Raw genomic sequence first — 13,829 nt, 5'->3', positions numbered from 1 at the left:
CGGCGGTCCGGGTCCTCGTCATGGACGCGGGGCCGAAGATCATCGACGCCGCAACCCGGGAAGGGGGAATGGCTCAACTGCCAAAGCGCGACCAGGACGTGCTGCAAGAGATCCTGCGTCTCGACCATCTCGACGTGATCGTTCCGCATTCGAGGATCCTCGAACAACTTGGCTATCACGGCCCCCTTGGACCGGCCGCCCGCGCCAACGCCAAAGCACCCGGCGGTCGGCTGGTGGCGGATGCCATCACACGCCAGCTTGAAGTTGCGGAACTTGTCCTGACCGGGATCGACGAGGTGATCCCTGCATGAACCGTTTCCGCCTTCCTGCACGTGTCGCGCCTTCCCCGGCGGCGGAAGAACCGGGCCTGCAGAACTCCGCCGCACGTTTGCGATCGTCGCGCGAGGTACAATCGCGCATTCTTGCCGAACGGCGTGCGCCGGAACAGGGAGGAACTGTCGAGGGCGTCAAGGCCCAGCTCTCCGACAAGCCGACGGAGGAGTTGGCCGAGCCGGAGTTTGCCGGGAAGCGGGAAGGGGAGAGTCGTCAGCCGCAGTCCTCTACCGCGCCACCCGAAGGTTCTGCTAGTGAGTTGGCGAAGCCCCGGAAAGAGAAGCTGGTGGTCCTGTTTAGACTTCCGATCGCAATCGAAAAGCATCTAGAGCAGATCCCGGGCGCGGGCGAGGTTACTCCAGCCTACATGCTGCGCGCCTTTGCCAAGGAAGCTCGGGCCGAACTGCGGCGGCTCTTGGCGGAAGATGATCTTGCGCCGCATGTAGATGAGGCGAGGCGCATCTTCGCCATGGCAGCAACGGACATGGCAGTTGGCGAACCGATGACCGTCTACGCCCAAGGTTCCGCGATCCGGGCCATGCATGCAGCCCTTGGAGACCCCTGGCAGATCGAGCCCCGGGCGACGATCGTTGGTGCCTTCCTCGCCGCGATCTCGTCGCGGCTGATCGAGGTACGGCGCGTCAGATAGACCCGGACCATGCAACAGAAATCGATGAACTGCCTGCGATCACTCGCAGGCAAGATCGGGCAGCGGCGCTGTCTCAAAGGTCAGACTGTCGGCGCTTGTAACGAGCGCGAACTCGCCGCCCGAGCGGAAGGTTGCCACCATCTTCGACCAGTCCGCTGCGTCAACCGATGCCTGTGCGGCGATGCCGCTCTTGACCGGCAGACGGGCCTGTTCGCCCGATTTCGCGAGAACGACGACCATGTCAGGAGTGGCGTCCTTGTCGAAGCGCACCACGAGCGCGCCGTTGGGCGTTGGTCCAAAGACGCGATCCGGATCGCAGACAAGCCGCACCTCGCCCGCCTCGCTGGTGAGCACGTAGGTCGGAAGGCCACGCTCGACACCGACCGTCCAGGCGTCAAGCGCGTGGACAGGAACAGACATCGCCGCAAGCGCGGAAACAGCCAGAACGGGGGACAGAACATGCATCGACAGGAAAGCCTTTCGTGGTTCGCGTGGCGACAGCAAAGCACCACTTCTGATGTCGTTAGATATGTTCTGATGGAGTTCATGTCCATGACCGCTAGCCGTCAGCGGATGAAAGGAGGCCGGTATGGAAGAGGTCGCTAGAAGCAGATCCAAAAGCCCGACCATCGATCGTCGCCTGTGGCGGATCGACCGCGGAGACCGGGAACTCGTTGCAGAACGGCATCGCACCGTGAATGGCCGTTTCAGGACCGTGTGGCTGGTCCCGGAAGAAACCCTGCGCGGCGTACTCTGGGTCGAGGTTGTCGAGGAAACACCGGGCGATCCGTCGCCATGATCCATCAGCTTTCTGAATCGGAGCGCCCTGATCGATTCAGAAATGCAATTGGACTTGAGGGGCAGCAAAGCGGAGTCTGTGCAGGGGAGGACCGCCATGGCTCTGGCACATCTGCATCGCATCGACCCTGAAGCCAACTTGGCGCGGTTCTATTGCATCGATGTTGCGGCGACGCTGTTCGGAGACGTCTCCGTCTTGCGATCCTGGGGCCGGATCGGGACCCACGGCCGGACGAGCATCGAAACCTGTGCTTCCATTGAAGAAGCGGAGAGGGCGGCATCCCAGACACTCCGACATAAGATGCGGCGGGGCTATCTGCCGACCGGCCAGATGCTGCCGCCAGACCTTGCGGAGTGAGATCTGTCAGGCCCTACGCTGAAGCCTGCCTTCAAGCTCGGCTCCGGCCTCGATGGCGATCCGCTCATGGATAACATCGGCCTGCACGACTGCACTCGGCGCGAGCTGAACGTTTCGCGCCGAGATCATACCAGAGACCGCCCCAAGCACGACGAGGTCGTGCGCGACGACGGAACCTTCAACACGACCTGAACCAGCCACGGTGATCTCCGGCGCCCGCAGTGAGCCAAAGACATTGCCTTGGACCTCGATCGGTCCACTGGAAGAGGCATCGCCTTCGATGACAAGGTCCTGCGCGAAAACGCTGCGGCGGGCGTTTGCGACAGTCGGGTCCGGCCAACGGTCGAGGTCGCCATTTGGGGTCTTCATCTTGGTGCCGCCTCAGCTCAACTTCGCGCCGCACGACTGGACCAGAAGCGAAACGAAAGGGCAACGCGCGGCGCTGTGATCGGCGAAGAAGCGCGGAGCCCTCGGCGCTGAACAACTCATCCGGCCAGGGTCGTCGCCGGTCGTCCCTCATGGGCTGTATAGTCTGCGCCTATCGCTCATGAGGGTGCGTCAGACTGTTGGTTGGTGTTGTCCACTATGAAAGCGAATGGCTAGGGTATTCCGGTGAACTTCCAGCGAGGGTGGTGATGATGGAACACGAAGAGCGCAATAGCTTGACTGATCTCACTTCTAACTTCAGGCATGAGAAGTTCGAAGGAGAGATGAAGCTGCGCCTCGCCGTTCCCTTTGATGCCTGGGAGTCCATCGGCAGGGGAGGGTCTATAACGACCGGAGCGCGCGCTCATCTGGCCCGCCTTGCCGAAGCTGGCAACGGAGGCATGGCCTGATACGCTCGGGTTGGGCCCAGTAGTCGACCGCCATCTTGTATGCAGTTGTCCGGATCCCATGCGCGACCGGTGGTTCCGCCGCTAATCGGGTGTAATTGGGTCAAGAAATGGGTTGCAGGAAATGGGTGTTATTGGGTATGAAATTGGGCATGATCCAAACGCATACGCTCCGCATCACGCCGACCTTTCTTTCGATCATCGCCGAAATCGACGAGTTCAAGGGAGCATGGCGCGCGCTCGGAAGTCTCGCTCCCGAGCGGCTGTCCGCCTTGCGACGTGTCGCCACAATCGAAAGCATCGGCTCCTCGACCCGCATTGAGGGAAGCCGACTCTCAGATCAGGAGGTCCAGCGTCTGCTATCCAACCTTGACATCCAGACCTTCTCGACCCGGGACGAAGAGGAGGTCGCAGGCTACGCTCAGGTCATGGACACGGTCTTCGCCTCGTGGCGCGACATGGACGTGTCCGAAAACCATATCCGCCAATTGCACCGGGACCTTCTGCGGCACAGCGGCAAGGATCAACGGCACAGGGGAGCCTGGAAGACCGCGCCAAACTCGATCGCAGCCTTCGACGAGACAGGGCGGCAGATTGGCGTCGTGTTCGAGACAGCCACCCCCTTCGATACCCCGGGCCGCATGGCTGAACTGATCGACTGGTACAACACCGCCACCTTGGACCGTGATCTGCATCCGCTGCTTCTGATCGGAGTCTTCGTCGTGGTCTTCCTCGAGATCCATCCGTTCCAGGACGGCAACGGACGACTCAGCCGGATCCTCACCACCCTGCTGCTTCTGCGCGCAGGCTATGCCTATGTCCCGTATTCCTCCCTCGAAAGCGTGATCGAGCAAAGCAAGGAGGCTTACTATCTGGCCCTTCGGCAGACCCAGGGAACGATCAGGTCTGACAGCCCGGACTGGGAACCCTGGCTCGGCTTCTTCCTGTCCGCGCTGCAGCGCCAGATGCATCGTCTGCGCGCGAAAATTGAGCGTGAACGGCTGTTGATGGGCAGCCTTCCAGAAGTTTCCGCGCAACTTCTCGACCTCGTGCGCGATCATGGTCGCCTAACGATCGGCGACGCCGAGCGCCTGTCCGGCCAGAATCGCAACACGCTGAAGCAGCACTTCCGCGCGCTGGTGGCAGATGGCCACCTGAGCCTTAACGGAGCCGGAAGGGGGGCCTGGTATTCACTCCGATAATTTTGATTATGTAATGCGCTGACGGCCACTAGCCCATCTGATCCGTTACCATCAGATGCGTCTAGGTGGCGGTAGAATGCGAGATCACACTTTGCATCCTATCTCATAACTTAGCTACTAGCGAGGCGGCCAAAGAAGCCTTACCAACTGGTTCAATCTACTTGCACTTGAAAGGGATCACCCTTGTCCATTTCCGCGGCAGCAAAACCCACTGAGACGCAAGCTGAGGCCGTGGGCACGGAGTACGATGACGAAGGGCTCAACGAAGGGATCGCTCGACCAACGGAAGAGCTGGTCGTCGGATTGGTGGGAGCTGTTGGTGCGGGGGTTTCCAGGGCGGCAATAGCGTTGCGCGACAAGCTCCACGAAGAATATGGGTACGAAGTCCAAATTATTAAGGCGAGCGATATCATTCGTGATAACGCCGCCAAGACATCCAAGTCTTCGCCGGCATCGAAAGGTGCAGCTAGAGTCAAGGATTTGCAAGCGGTTGGCACTGAACTTCGGAACCGGTTCGGCGAAGATTATGTGGCGGCAAAAGCCATCGAAACGATCGCCATCCGGCGTAGTGCCGGTGGCGGGTATGATGAAAGCCGGAAGGTGCCACAGCCAAAACGCCTTCGCCAAGCGACAATCATTGATTCTCTTAAACACCCCAAGGAAACTGAACTCCTTCGGCGCGTCTACGGCGGCATGTATTGGCAGTTCACGGTGTTTGCGCCTGAGTTGGTCCGAGAGTCGCGGTTGAAGGCTCTGGGGGTTGAAAAGGACGACCTCGTCGGCATTTTCACTCGCGACGAGAACGACCGCGAAGGTGACCATGGTCAGAAAGTCAGCAAGACTGCTTACCTTTCAGATTTCTTCATCAGGAACGATGGTCAGAACGATACGCGCCTAAAAAGTGTAATCGATAGGTTTTTGGAGGTTATCTTCAACGTTTCGGTCCACACGCCGACGACCGACGAAGCCGGCATGTATGCGGCCGTATCCGCAGCAAGCAAATCAGCGTGCTTATCTCGACAGGTGGGGGCATCCATCTACTCGGCAGGCGGCGAGCTTCTCGGAGTCGGCTGGAACGACGTCCCAAGGGGCTTGGGCGGGTTATACTCGGCGAACGACGAAGATGATGACCATCGTTGCTTCAAGTGGGGCGGCAAGGTGTGTCATAATGATCGAAAGAAGGAAGAGCTGTACGAAAAAATCTTCGACAGGCTATCAAGCGAGGGACTGCTCGCAGAGCACGCCGACCTTACCCTTCTTCGCGCGCAGCTGGTCAAGACGCCGGTCAAAGATTTGATTGAGTACAGCCGATCCATTCATGCTGAAATGGAAGCCATCGTGTCAGCGGCCCGCTCGGGCAAGCCGGGCATTGTAGGTGGGACGCTCTACACGACGACGTTCCCCTGTCACAACTGCGCAAGGCATATTGTGGCAGCGGGGATCTCCAAGGTGTATTATGTTGAACCCTACGCGAAGAGCCTGGCCCTGGAGCTTCACAGCGATTCCATCACGGTCACGAGTGGCACAAGCGAAAAGTGCGCCTTCTTGCAGTATGAAGGCGTTGGGCCCGACAGCGTCTTGAAGCTCTTCCATCATGGCGTCGAGCGTAAAAGGAATGGTCGCGCGATCACCAACGAAAAGAAAACTGCCCAACCCATCCTTCCGCCACCAATGGACGGATTCACAACCCACGAAAAGCGGGTTATACTTCGGCTGGCTAGCGTTGAAGCGAAAGACGAAGTGGCAGAATCTGGGGCGAGAGCATGACCAAGAAGAACGAGAATCGAAGGAACCAACCTGAGTTCTTCTTTGTTTTCAACGGCCAACCCTCTTTGCCTTCGACCACGCTGGTCGCCCTAAGCAGCGACAGCTCTCCTGAACGGCAGTCGTTTAGTGCCGACGTCATGAGAGTTCACCGAGATAGACTGATCGAAGAACTGCGTGAGTTCGGCTGCTGATTCTCTGCAGAAGCTACGACCGCCTCCCAAAACCGCAGCCCGATGATCATGGCCAGTCACTCGCCACGTCGCCGAGCGCTGGTCCGCTTTGCCTAGCTGCCCGACAACCGGCGCCACAAACGAATCAGCCCTGGAGGCGGGGCCAAGTCAATTGCATTCTCCCGATCTGGCGTGGCTTGCTCAGGACCTTTGTAGTGCCGATCCTTGCGTTTGCGGTCGAGCGCGCGGCCACGCTCGATGCGCTCGGTCGACCAGCGATCAGCCCACTCCACATGACCACCCGACAAGACATAGTGCGACTGGCAGGGGAAGCTCCAGTTGCCGATGCTTGGCCTCAAGGAGACGGTTTCGCCGTCGAACCTCATCGACCAGTCCCGCGGCGAGAACCTTGTATAGACTTCGCCACCACAGCCACAGAAGCAGAGGTGCGCCGCAGTGCCAAACTCCACGGAGACATAGAGGACGCCCTGCCCAAGCTTGTCGGGGAAGGCCTTGACGAATTTGTGGCTGTAGGCAGTTTGGCTCATGCCTTGTCCTCATTGATGATGACATTGCCGTTCAATGCGAAATTCGCATGATGCTCGTGTCCCAGGTCTTTGTAGAAGCCGCAGTACTTCTTCCATCTGATGACAGCCAGCGCGGCGTTGAGCGCGTTCAGATCTGCGACCTGGATGTTCTTGGAGTAGATGTTGTCCTTGCCGCCGTCCTTGAAGGAAACGCGGCCAGTCTGACGGATATGATCGCGTTTGTTTGGTGTGCTGGTGGTGACTCGCACGAGCCCCGTCAGCGCATCGTCGATCAGCTCGACACCCATGCCCACATCAATGAACGCCACGCCGTTCTTTTCCAGATACTCCACCAGCAGCCGCTTGGGCTCACCAGAGTCCATGCAGACGAAGGCAAAATCGAGCGCGCCGATCATGTCGATGGTATCCGCCGAAATGGCGAAGTCGTGGGGCACGATCCCGCGGTGCATTCGCGAATAGATGCCGGCGAAGTAGTGAACCTTCTTCGGCAGAATCCTGAGATCGGCGCTTGAGGGGGCACCAGGCGCTCGGAATGCATTGTGCTGGAGGAAAATGTCGTCATCGAAGATGGCGATTTCGCGCACCGGCGTCTTAGCGACGAGGTCTAGGATATAGGACCCGGTTCCGCCAACGCCGAAGATGCCCACCCTTGCGAGTTCCAGTTTGCGCATCGCATTGGTGATGCCGACCCGCCCTGAAGCGGTGTCAGGAAAGTGGAAAGGCGACAGCGGATCGTCGCTTTCGATAAAGCGATGCGTCCGGGCGGTCACATGCGGATCGATCAACTTGGCATGGCGTTCGATAATCTCAACGTATGTGGTCATCTTGTGGTGATAGTCGCGGTAACCTGTGCTGGGCTTTTTCGAGAACGAGTGGTTCACTATGAGGTCGGGGCCGAGCACCTGATCGCCGCTGGCATGGCGCATATGCTCAAGCGGCTTGCCCGAGCTGTCGCAAGGGTGTTCGCCTGACCACATCGTGACATGCTGTGCAACGGGCGATACCGTCACATCACCCGAAATGCTGCCCATATCCGAAACCAGCGAGCCGAGACGAACCTCGCCCTTGCTGTTCACATAGGGTACGCCGGAAATGACCAGGTGGTTGTGCAGGATGGCCAGTTCGTAGCCATCCTGCACAAGGCGGGCGAGGTCGGGATTACGACTTGTCAGTGGCAGTGACATCGAAAATCATCTCCTTCTTGATGCGCACGGACCCACCGGCCTGGAGGGTGCCCGCCTCGTTGGGACCGGGGCCGTCGCGGTATGCGATCGTGATTTCGATGAACTCGCCGGTCGGCGGGTTATCGAATGCGAGGGCGATCATCTGTTCGTAGGTGATGACTTTGCCCTCAACGATCTTCTCGCGGGTGTTGACGATGATCGTCGTCTTGCTGTTCCCGCCGTTGCCCTGGCCGTACTCTTCGCCTTGACCGGGGGTGTCTTTCTTTCCGGTGTCCATTCGCATACTCCAATGTTGGACAAGAGGTATAAGTTATACCTCTACTCCGAACAAGATTTCACGTTGCGATTCTGATGTCAAGGACATAAAATACGCCTACACCGAACACGGAAGGGGAGCCGCCGGTTGCAGAACACACTTGGGGAAAAAATCCGTAACTTACGGAAAGAAAAGAGATTCACGCTCGACAAGCTGGCTGAACTGACCGAGTCCAGCAAGAGCTATATTTGGGAACTTGAGAACAAGAACCCGCCACGACCGTCCGCCGACAAGCTGGCGAAGATTGCCGAAAAGCTTGATACGACGCTTGAGTTTCTGCTCGATGAGGGCGCGCACGTGAGCAAGGAAGAGGCCACGGACGCACAGTTTTACCGCCAGTACCGCAAGATGGATTCTGCCACTAAAGAAAAGATCAGACAGATGGTCAAACTTTGGGGCGATGACACATGACAGAGAATTTCTCGCCGCAACGCTGGGCGAACACGCTGACGCAGTTGCTCAACAGCGTCCACGGCGCTGCGGCGGAAAGGTTTCCGGTGCAGGTGCCGGAACTGGCAAAGGAATACTCGCGCCAGCGCTTTCCTGATGATCCGGTGTCATTGGTCGCGGGCGATAGCCTGCCGACGTTTGACGGGGCGCTCTACAAGGCGCCACCTGGTAAGAAAGGCTGGGGGATCATCTATAACAATGCCATCGCTTCGCCCGGCCGCATCAACTTCACAATTGCCCACGAATTTGGCCACTACCTGTTGCATCGGTTGCGCTACCCTGATGGCATCGAATGTGGCCAGCAGGACATCACGCGCTGGGATAGCGAATACCGACAGATCGAGATCCAGGCCAATGAATTCGCCGCTGGTCTGCTCATGCCACTTGACGACTTCCGTCGTCAGATCGACGGGCGGGCTAAGCCAACCTTGATCGACATTGGCGCCTGCGCGGAACGCTATGGCGTGTCTCTTATTGCCGCAGCACTGCGCTGGCTTCAATACACTGAGCGCCGTTCGGTGCTCGTCGTTTCGCGCGACGGTTTCGTCCTCTGGGCGCGGTCCAGCTCAGCGGCGCTCCGAAGCCATGCCTTCTTCAAAACGGCGGGGCGTCCGCCAATTCCTGTTCCCGCCTCATCCCTGGCAGCTCAGCCAGAACTCCTTGAGAAAAGCCGGGGAGAACTGTCGCATGACGGAGGAGTCTGGTTCAGCGAGCCGTGCGAGGAAATCGTGCTCGCATCAGACCAATACGACTTTACCGTTTCCCTCGTACACCTCGAGACCGTCATCCGGGTGAACCGTTCCGATGAACCCGAGGAAGACAAAGACGCTTTCGATTTCATGACGCGGCATTTAAGAGGTGCGAGTTGATGGCAAGGGAATTGGATTGCGATTAGGCGTGTCCGTCGTCTTGGCCACTGCGGACGAGGTGTCGAGGTATGGCCGTTTGTAGTGCCATAGGAGCCCGGCGGATGATCCCCGCCGGGCCAGGGGTTGGTCGGCTTCAGGAGCCGACCTCGTCGTCGCGATCGACCAGTTCGAGCGCATCGCCCTCGGCCGCCTTGGGGCGGCTGAGGAAGTCGATCTTCTCGGCGATGATCTCGCAGCCGTAGCGGTCGACGCCCGCCGCATCGGTCCACTTCGTGTAGTGGATGCGGCCTTGGACCAAGACTTTCATGCCCTTCTCGCAGTTCTCGGCAACTGACTTGCCGAGCCCGTTAAAGCAGGTGATGCGGTGCCACTCGGTGTCCATCACGCGGTAGCCGTGCTCGTCGCGGACCGCGCGGCCTTCGGAGAGGCGGGGACGCGAGGTGGCGAGGGTGAAGTGGGTGATCTTCAAGCCGTCCTGGGTGGTGCGGGCTTCCGGGGCCTGACCGATGTTGCCGGCGAGGATGACGATGTTCTGCATGGTGGTTCTCCTGGATTTCGCTGAAGGGACCATCCCTTCGACAAGACCCGTCAGAAGCCTGTCGGGAAACGTCTGCACGGGAGACGAAGGATCCCGGAAACCCCCGAGGGCCCGGGGTGGCGCGGGCAGGACGCATCGCGGCCAACACGGCCCGGGCAGGAGTTGGGGTTGCGGGCAGGAGACCGAACAGGCTTAGGGGATTGTCCGTCGAAGGAGAGGTACCTCAGCCGGATCACAGAGGGAGGAACCCAAGCAGACAAGTTCAGACCGATCTCATTCGGCAATGTGAGGCCCAGGGGGAACCATCCCGGAAAGGGAGAAAGGGATCACCACGCCCACCCGAGCCCCATGCCCCGCTCCTATCTTGCCGCGCGGTCCTTGCACGACTACGCCTGCCGTATTGGATCAACCGGAGCACCCGATGCCTGATTTCAACTTGGCGATTATGTCGCTCGCCGAGCTGCGCGATTTGCAGAAGTCCGTCGCCAAAGCCATTTCCACCTTCGAAGCCCGCCAAAAGGCAGGCCCGAGAAAAGGTCGAGATGCAGGCCAAGGACCTAGGCTTCACCTTGGCCAAACTGACGGCACTCGAGGAACCGAAGCGCAAGCGGGCGCCCTCGACGAAGATCTACCGGCATCCCGAGAACCCGACCCTCACCTGGTCCGGCCGGGGTCGCAAGCCGGGCTGGTTTGCCGCCCATGTCAATGCGGGCAAGGACCCGGGCGAACTCCTCGGCTGATGGCTCCCTATAGACGCTGGTGTGGGCACAATGTCGGCCTATCGGCCGTAAGCCGCATGCCTGCACGTAATCCTGTTCCATCTTTGTGCTTCTTGCCCTAGAGTTATTCACAAAAAAGACGAGAGAGCAGCATGGCACAATCATCGGAAATCGAATGGACCGATGCGACGTGGAACCCAGTCACAGGGTGCACCAAGATCGGGCCTGGTTGTGACAATTGCTATGCCGAGCGCTTCGCCGAGCGCTGGCGTGGGATTCCCGGCCATCCCTATGAACAAGGCTTCGACCTAAAGCTTTGGCCGGATCGCCTAGCCCAACCTGCCGCTTGGAAAAAGCCTCGGATGATCTTCGTGAACTCGATGAGCGACCTTTTTCACAAGGATGTCCCGCGAGCCTACATCGACCAAGTTTTCGACGCCATGGAGACGACCAACTGGCATGTGTTCCAGGTCCTGACTAAACGAAGCTCCCTCATGCGAAACTACCTGAAAGCCCGCTATGGAAGCGCGAAGATTCCGTCGCACATCTGGCTGGGCGTTTCGATCGAGGATGCCGCGCACAAGGGGCGCGTTGACCATTTGAAGCAGATCAATTCGGACGCGCGGTTCATTTCCTTTGAACCACTTCTCGGCCCGATCGGAGCCGTTGACTTGACCGGTGTGGCATGGGCCATCGTCGGCGGCGAAAGCGGCCCAAAAGCCCGTCCGATGAAACCGGAATGGGCTACCGAGCTGCGACTGGCCTGCGACAAGTTCGGCGTTGCCTTCTTCTTCAAGCAATGGGGTGGGGCTCGACCGAAGTCAGGAGGGAGACTCCTTGACGGGGAGGAGTGGAATGGCTTTCCTTGGAAAATCGTTCCTTCGGCCATCTTGGCCGAACTACATGCGTAGACTGGCAGCATGACAATTGACCTTCGACATTATCTGAACCGCGAGCAATCCTTTATAAAGCACAGCTTCCTGACCCGCTATTTGCAGGGGGCGGCCTACAAAATCTTCCTTGGCCGGACCAAGGTATTCAACTTCGTCGATGCGTTCGCTGGCCCTTGGGAAACGAACGACAAAGACAACTTCTCCGACGCGTCATTCGATCAAGCCATCAACACTTTGGAAGCTGTACGGTCTGATCTCGCCGCACGCGGCGTTAGCGGTCTTAGGGTGCGTTTCTGCCTTTGCGAAAAGAGACCCGAGGCGGTCGCCCGCTTGAGACAGTATGCCGCGCAGCGGAAGGAGTTCGAGATCCACGTCTTCGAAGGAAAATTCGAGGACAACCTAGATGGGATAGCGGCAAAGCTGCCCGACGGCTTTACCTTTACCTTCATCGACCCGACGGGGTGGGATATCCAAAACGACCTCGTCTTCGGTTTTTTGAAGAATCGGGCTGCGAACGGAGGCGAATTCCTTCTGAACTTCATGGCCGACCACATCAACCGGCATGCCGAGTACCCCGGGGTCGTGGCCTCGATCGGTCGCTTTCTGGCCGATCCACTATGGGAACCCGACTTCAAGGCGTTGCCCCAAGCCCTGAGCAATCAGGACAAGGTTCTGACCCTGCTTGAACGGAAGATGAAGGCACGCGGCGTAGCCAAATATCTGCCGAACCTGGCGATCATGTTGCCGCGCCAAGATCGGGTGAAAATGCGGCTGGTTTTGGGAACGTTCTCTGCCGAGGGCTTGGAGGTCTTCCGGGATATACAGGCGAAGGTCGAGCGCGAAGAAATAGAGATCAGGAACAACCTTCGGGATGGAGAGAACCCCCAAATCAGCTTGTTCTCGACCGACGATATTGCCGCAATGCAGCAGGACACTCTTGGGGTTGGCTGCAAGACCAACTGCAACCGGGCTGCGGAGCTCATTGTCGACGCCCTTCGTAAGAGCGAGCCGATCGCCTTTAAGACCCTTGCGGTCGAAATTCTGGAAAGCATTCCGATACGAAAGACCCAGTTGAAAACGGTCGTCAATGAAATGAAGAAGGCCGGGCGCGTGACCTTCGATCTTCCGCCCCGGTGCAAGGCTCCGCAGGAAGATACGCCGATCCGCCTCCCCGCGAACGGAAGCTTCGGTTTCTAGGTGCTAGACCAGACAGAAATGCGTGGATGCGGTGCAGTCCCTGCCTGCCGTATCTGGGCAGCCTCGTCTGCACAAGACGGCGCGGGCTCGCTGAACGTATCTTGAGGGTGTTGTAAGAAGGAGGCTTACGCCCCCCTCTCGAACTTCACGACAGGGATGCCCAGCTTCTTGGCCTTGTCGGCGAGGTTCTCCTGGATGCCATTACCCGGGAAGACGAGAACGCCCACGGGCAGCACGTCCAGCATCGCGTCGTTGCGCTTAAAGGGCGCGGCCTTGGCGTGCTTGGTCCAGTCCGGCTTGAAGGCCACCTGGGTGACGTCCCGGGCCTCGGCCCATTTGGCCGCGATGAGCTCTGCGCCCTTGGGGCTTCCCCCGTGCAGAAGGACCATGTCGGGATACTTGGTCCGGACCTGATCGAGCTTGCCCCAGATCAGGCGGTGATCGTTGAAGTCGGTCCCGCCGGTGAGGGCGACCTTGGGGCCTGTGGGGAGCATCACCTCGGTTTCCGCGCGGCGCTTGGCGGCCAGGAAGTCGCGGCTGTCGATTAGCGCTGCGGTCATGTGCTGGCGGTTCACCATCGAGCCAGTGCGGGGGCGCCAGGCAGAGCCCGTGTGATGGACGAACTCGGTGGCGGCGTGATCGCGCATCATGTCCATGCAGTTGCGCCGTTCGATCAGCGTCAGGCCTTCGGCCGTCAGGCGCTCGAGTTCGGTGGATTTCACCTCGGAGCCGTCTTGCTCGCGCTGGAGGCGGCGCTGCGCCTGTTCGTTTTCATCGAGCGACCGCTCGATCCGGGCCGTGGCGCGGTGGAAGAGGTTGACTTGGCCCCAGAGCACCTCTTCGAGGTCGGGCTCCATGCGGGTATCTTCCAGGGTCGCGACGAGGGCATCGAAGATGTCGGCGACGGCGACCGCGAGGCGCTGCCCATCGGGCATCGGGCGCGGATCGGGCTCGTCAAAGGGGCGGTAGCCATAGAGCTGCAGCTCGTCGAGCGCATGGGCGGTC

At 59.4% G+C, this 13,829-nt stretch carries 19 protein-coding genes and 1 pseudogene; 13 read left to right on the top strand and 7 right to left on the bottom strand.

Features of this window, described 5'->3' with window-relative positions; genetic code table 11:
- Together Q8M85_RS02745 and Q8M85_RS02740 are read left to right on the top strand one after the other, a co-directional pair.
- Positions 1–311, top strand: a 311-nt coding sequence (locus Q8M85_RS02745) for a hypothetical protein (RefSeq protein ID WP_305539933.1), incomplete at its 5' end; no start/stop codon positions are given.
- Complete coding sequence (locus Q8M85_RS02740; protein ID WP_305539931.1) at positions 308–982, top strand: hypothetical protein; 675 nt, start codon at positions 308–310, stop codon at positions 980–982. The genes Q8M85_RS02745 and Q8M85_RS02740, both read left to right, overlap by 4 nt.
- A 39-nt stretch (positions 983–1,021) precedes the next feature.
- Here the strand turns inward: Q8M85_RS02740 and Q8M85_RS02735 are convergent, their stop codons facing one another.
- A complete protein-coding gene (locus Q8M85_RS02735) occupies positions 1,022–1,486 on the bottom strand; it encodes a hypothetical protein (RefSeq protein ID WP_305539928.1) in 465 nt (154 codons plus the stop codon).
- 85 nt (positions 1,487–1,571) lie between these two features.
- Here Q8M85_RS02735 and Q8M85_RS02730 point away from each other — a divergent pair, with 85 nt between their 5' ends.
- Both Q8M85_RS02730 and Q8M85_RS02725 read left to right on the top strand, forming a co-directional pair.
- Positions 1,572–1,781 carry a hypothetical protein gene (locus Q8M85_RS02730; RefSeq protein WP_305539925.1) on the top strand — a complete coding sequence of 70 codons (210 nt, stop codon included), beginning with the start codon at positions 1,572–1,574 and terminating at the stop codon, positions 1,779–1,781.
- A 96-nt stretch (positions 1,782–1,877) separates the two neighbouring features.
- A complete protein-coding gene (locus Q8M85_RS02725) occupies positions 1,878–2,138 on the top strand; it encodes a WGR domain-containing protein (RefSeq protein WP_305539922.1) in 261 nt (86 codons plus the stop codon).
- Positions 2,139–2,144: 6 nt separating this feature from the next.
- On the opposite strand, the gene Q8M85_RS02720 is transcribed toward Q8M85_RS02725, so the two are convergent.
- Positions 2,145–2,507 (bottom strand): polymer-forming cytoskeletal protein, encoded by a 363-nt coding sequence (locus Q8M85_RS02720; RefSeq protein WP_305539919.1) that lies wholly within the window; start codon positions 2,505–2,507, stop codon positions 2,145–2,147.
- Between the two features lie 269 nt (positions 2,508–2,776).
- Here Q8M85_RS02720 and Q8M85_RS02715 point away from each other — a divergent pair, with 269 nt between their 5' ends.
- The 4 genes from Q8M85_RS02715 to Q8M85_RS02700 all read left to right on the top strand — a co-directional run bounded on the left by Q8M85_RS02715 (position 2,777) and on the right by Q8M85_RS02700 (position 6,131).
- Entirely contained in the window at positions 2,777–2,974 is a 198-nt protein-coding gene (locus tag Q8M85_RS02715; RefSeq protein WP_305539916.1) for a hypothetical protein, read from the top strand.
- A gap of 149 nt (positions 2,975–3,123) precedes the next feature.
- Positions 3,124–4,173 (top strand): Fic family protein, encoded by a 1,050-nt coding sequence (locus Q8M85_RS02710; RefSeq protein ID WP_305539914.1) that lies wholly within the window; start codon positions 3,124–3,126, stop codon positions 4,171–4,173.
- Between the two features lie 183 nt (positions 4,174–4,356).
- Positions 4,357–5,940: an anti-phage dCTP deaminase gene (locus tag Q8M85_RS02705; protein WP_305539911.1), complete on the top strand. Its 1,584-nt coding sequence runs from the start codon at positions 4,357–4,359 to the stop codon at positions 5,938–5,940.
- A complete protein-coding gene (locus Q8M85_RS02700) occupies positions 5,937–6,131 on the top strand; it encodes a hypothetical protein (RefSeq protein WP_305539909.1) in 195 nt (64 codons plus the stop codon). Before Q8M85_RS02705 ends, Q8M85_RS02700 begins: the two co-directional genes overlap by 4 nt.
- Before the next feature lie 92 nt (positions 6,132–6,223).
- Here the strand turns inward: Q8M85_RS02700 and Q8M85_RS02695 are convergent, their stop codons facing one another.
- Genes Q8M85_RS02695 through Q8M85_RS02685 form a run of 3 tightly spaced genes read right to left on the bottom strand, consistent with a single transcriptional unit; the run spans position 6,224 to position 8,119 of the window.
- Entirely contained in the window at positions 6,224–6,658 is a 435-nt protein-coding gene (locus tag Q8M85_RS02695) for a DUF6527 family protein (protein WP_305539907.1), read from the bottom strand.
- Positions 6,655–7,842 (bottom strand): ThiF family adenylyltransferase, encoded by a 1,188-nt coding sequence (locus Q8M85_RS02690; protein WP_305539905.1) that lies wholly within the window; start codon positions 7,840–7,842, stop codon positions 6,655–6,657. Before Q8M85_RS02690 ends, Q8M85_RS02695 begins: the two co-directional genes overlap by 4 nt.
- On the bottom strand, positions 7,817–8,119 hold the full coding sequence (locus tag Q8M85_RS02685) for a multiubiquitin domain-containing protein (protein WP_305539903.1): 303 nt from the start codon (positions 8,117–8,119) through the stop codon (positions 7,817–7,819). The genes Q8M85_RS02690 and Q8M85_RS02685 overlap by 26 nt, the downstream gene beginning before the upstream one ends.
- A gap of 126 nt (positions 8,120–8,245) precedes the next feature.
- Here Q8M85_RS02685 and Q8M85_RS02680 point away from each other — a divergent pair, with 126 nt between their 5' ends.
- Positions 8,246–8,569 carry a helix-turn-helix domain-containing protein gene (locus Q8M85_RS02680; RefSeq protein WP_305539901.1) on the top strand — a complete coding sequence of 108 codons (324 nt, stop codon included), beginning with the start codon at positions 8,246–8,248 and terminating at the stop codon, positions 8,567–8,569.
- Positions 8,566–9,477, top strand: a complete 912-nt coding sequence (locus Q8M85_RS02675) for an ImmA/IrrE family metallo-endopeptidase (protein WP_305539899.1) — start codon at positions 8,566–8,568, stop codon at positions 9,475–9,477. Before Q8M85_RS02680 ends, Q8M85_RS02675 begins: the two co-directional genes overlap by 4 nt.
- 133 nt (positions 9,478–9,610) lie before the next feature.
- Here the strand turns inward: Q8M85_RS02675 and Q8M85_RS02670 are convergent, their stop codons facing one another.
- Entirely contained in the window at positions 9,611–10,015 is a 405-nt protein-coding gene (locus tag Q8M85_RS02670; protein ID WP_305539897.1) for a single-stranded DNA-binding protein, read from the bottom strand.
- A 421-nt stretch (positions 10,016–10,436) separates the two neighbouring features.
- Here Q8M85_RS02670 and Q8M85_RS02665 point away from each other — a divergent pair.
- The 3 genes and pseudogenes from Q8M85_RS02665 to tcmP all read left to right on the top strand — a co-directional run bounded on the left by Q8M85_RS02665 (position 10,437) and on the right by tcmP (position 12,824).
- Positions 10,437–10,755 (top strand): annotated as a pseudogene (locus Q8M85_RS02665) (H-NS family nucleoid-associated regulatory protein).
- Between the two features lie 131 nt (positions 10,756–10,886).
- Positions 10,887–11,645 carry a DUF5131 family protein gene (locus tag Q8M85_RS02660; RefSeq protein WP_305539895.1) on the top strand — a complete coding sequence of 253 codons (759 nt, stop codon included), beginning with the start codon at positions 10,887–10,889 and terminating at the stop codon, positions 11,643–11,645.
- Between the two features lie 9 nt (positions 11,646–11,654).
- Complete coding sequence (tcmP, locus tag Q8M85_RS02655) at positions 11,655–12,824, top strand: three-Cys-motif partner protein TcmP (protein WP_305539893.1); 1,170 nt, start codon at positions 11,655–11,657, stop codon at positions 12,822–12,824.
- 125 nt (positions 12,825–12,949) lie between these two features.
- Here tcmP and Q8M85_RS02650 read toward each other — a convergent pair.
- A partial coding sequence (locus Q8M85_RS02650; RefSeq protein ID WP_305539892.1) for a DUF2493 domain-containing protein occupies positions 12,950–13,829 on the bottom strand: 880 nt, incomplete at its 5' end.

The organism is Tabrizicola sp. (assembly GCF_030694085.1).
In the GTDB taxonomy this organism is placed as follows: domain Bacteria; phylum Pseudomonadota; class Alphaproteobacteria; order Rhodobacterales; family Rhodobacteraceae; genus Tabrizicola.
Note: the sequence above shows the minus strand (reverse complement) of the source record. Positions and strands in the feature narration are given on the sequence as shown.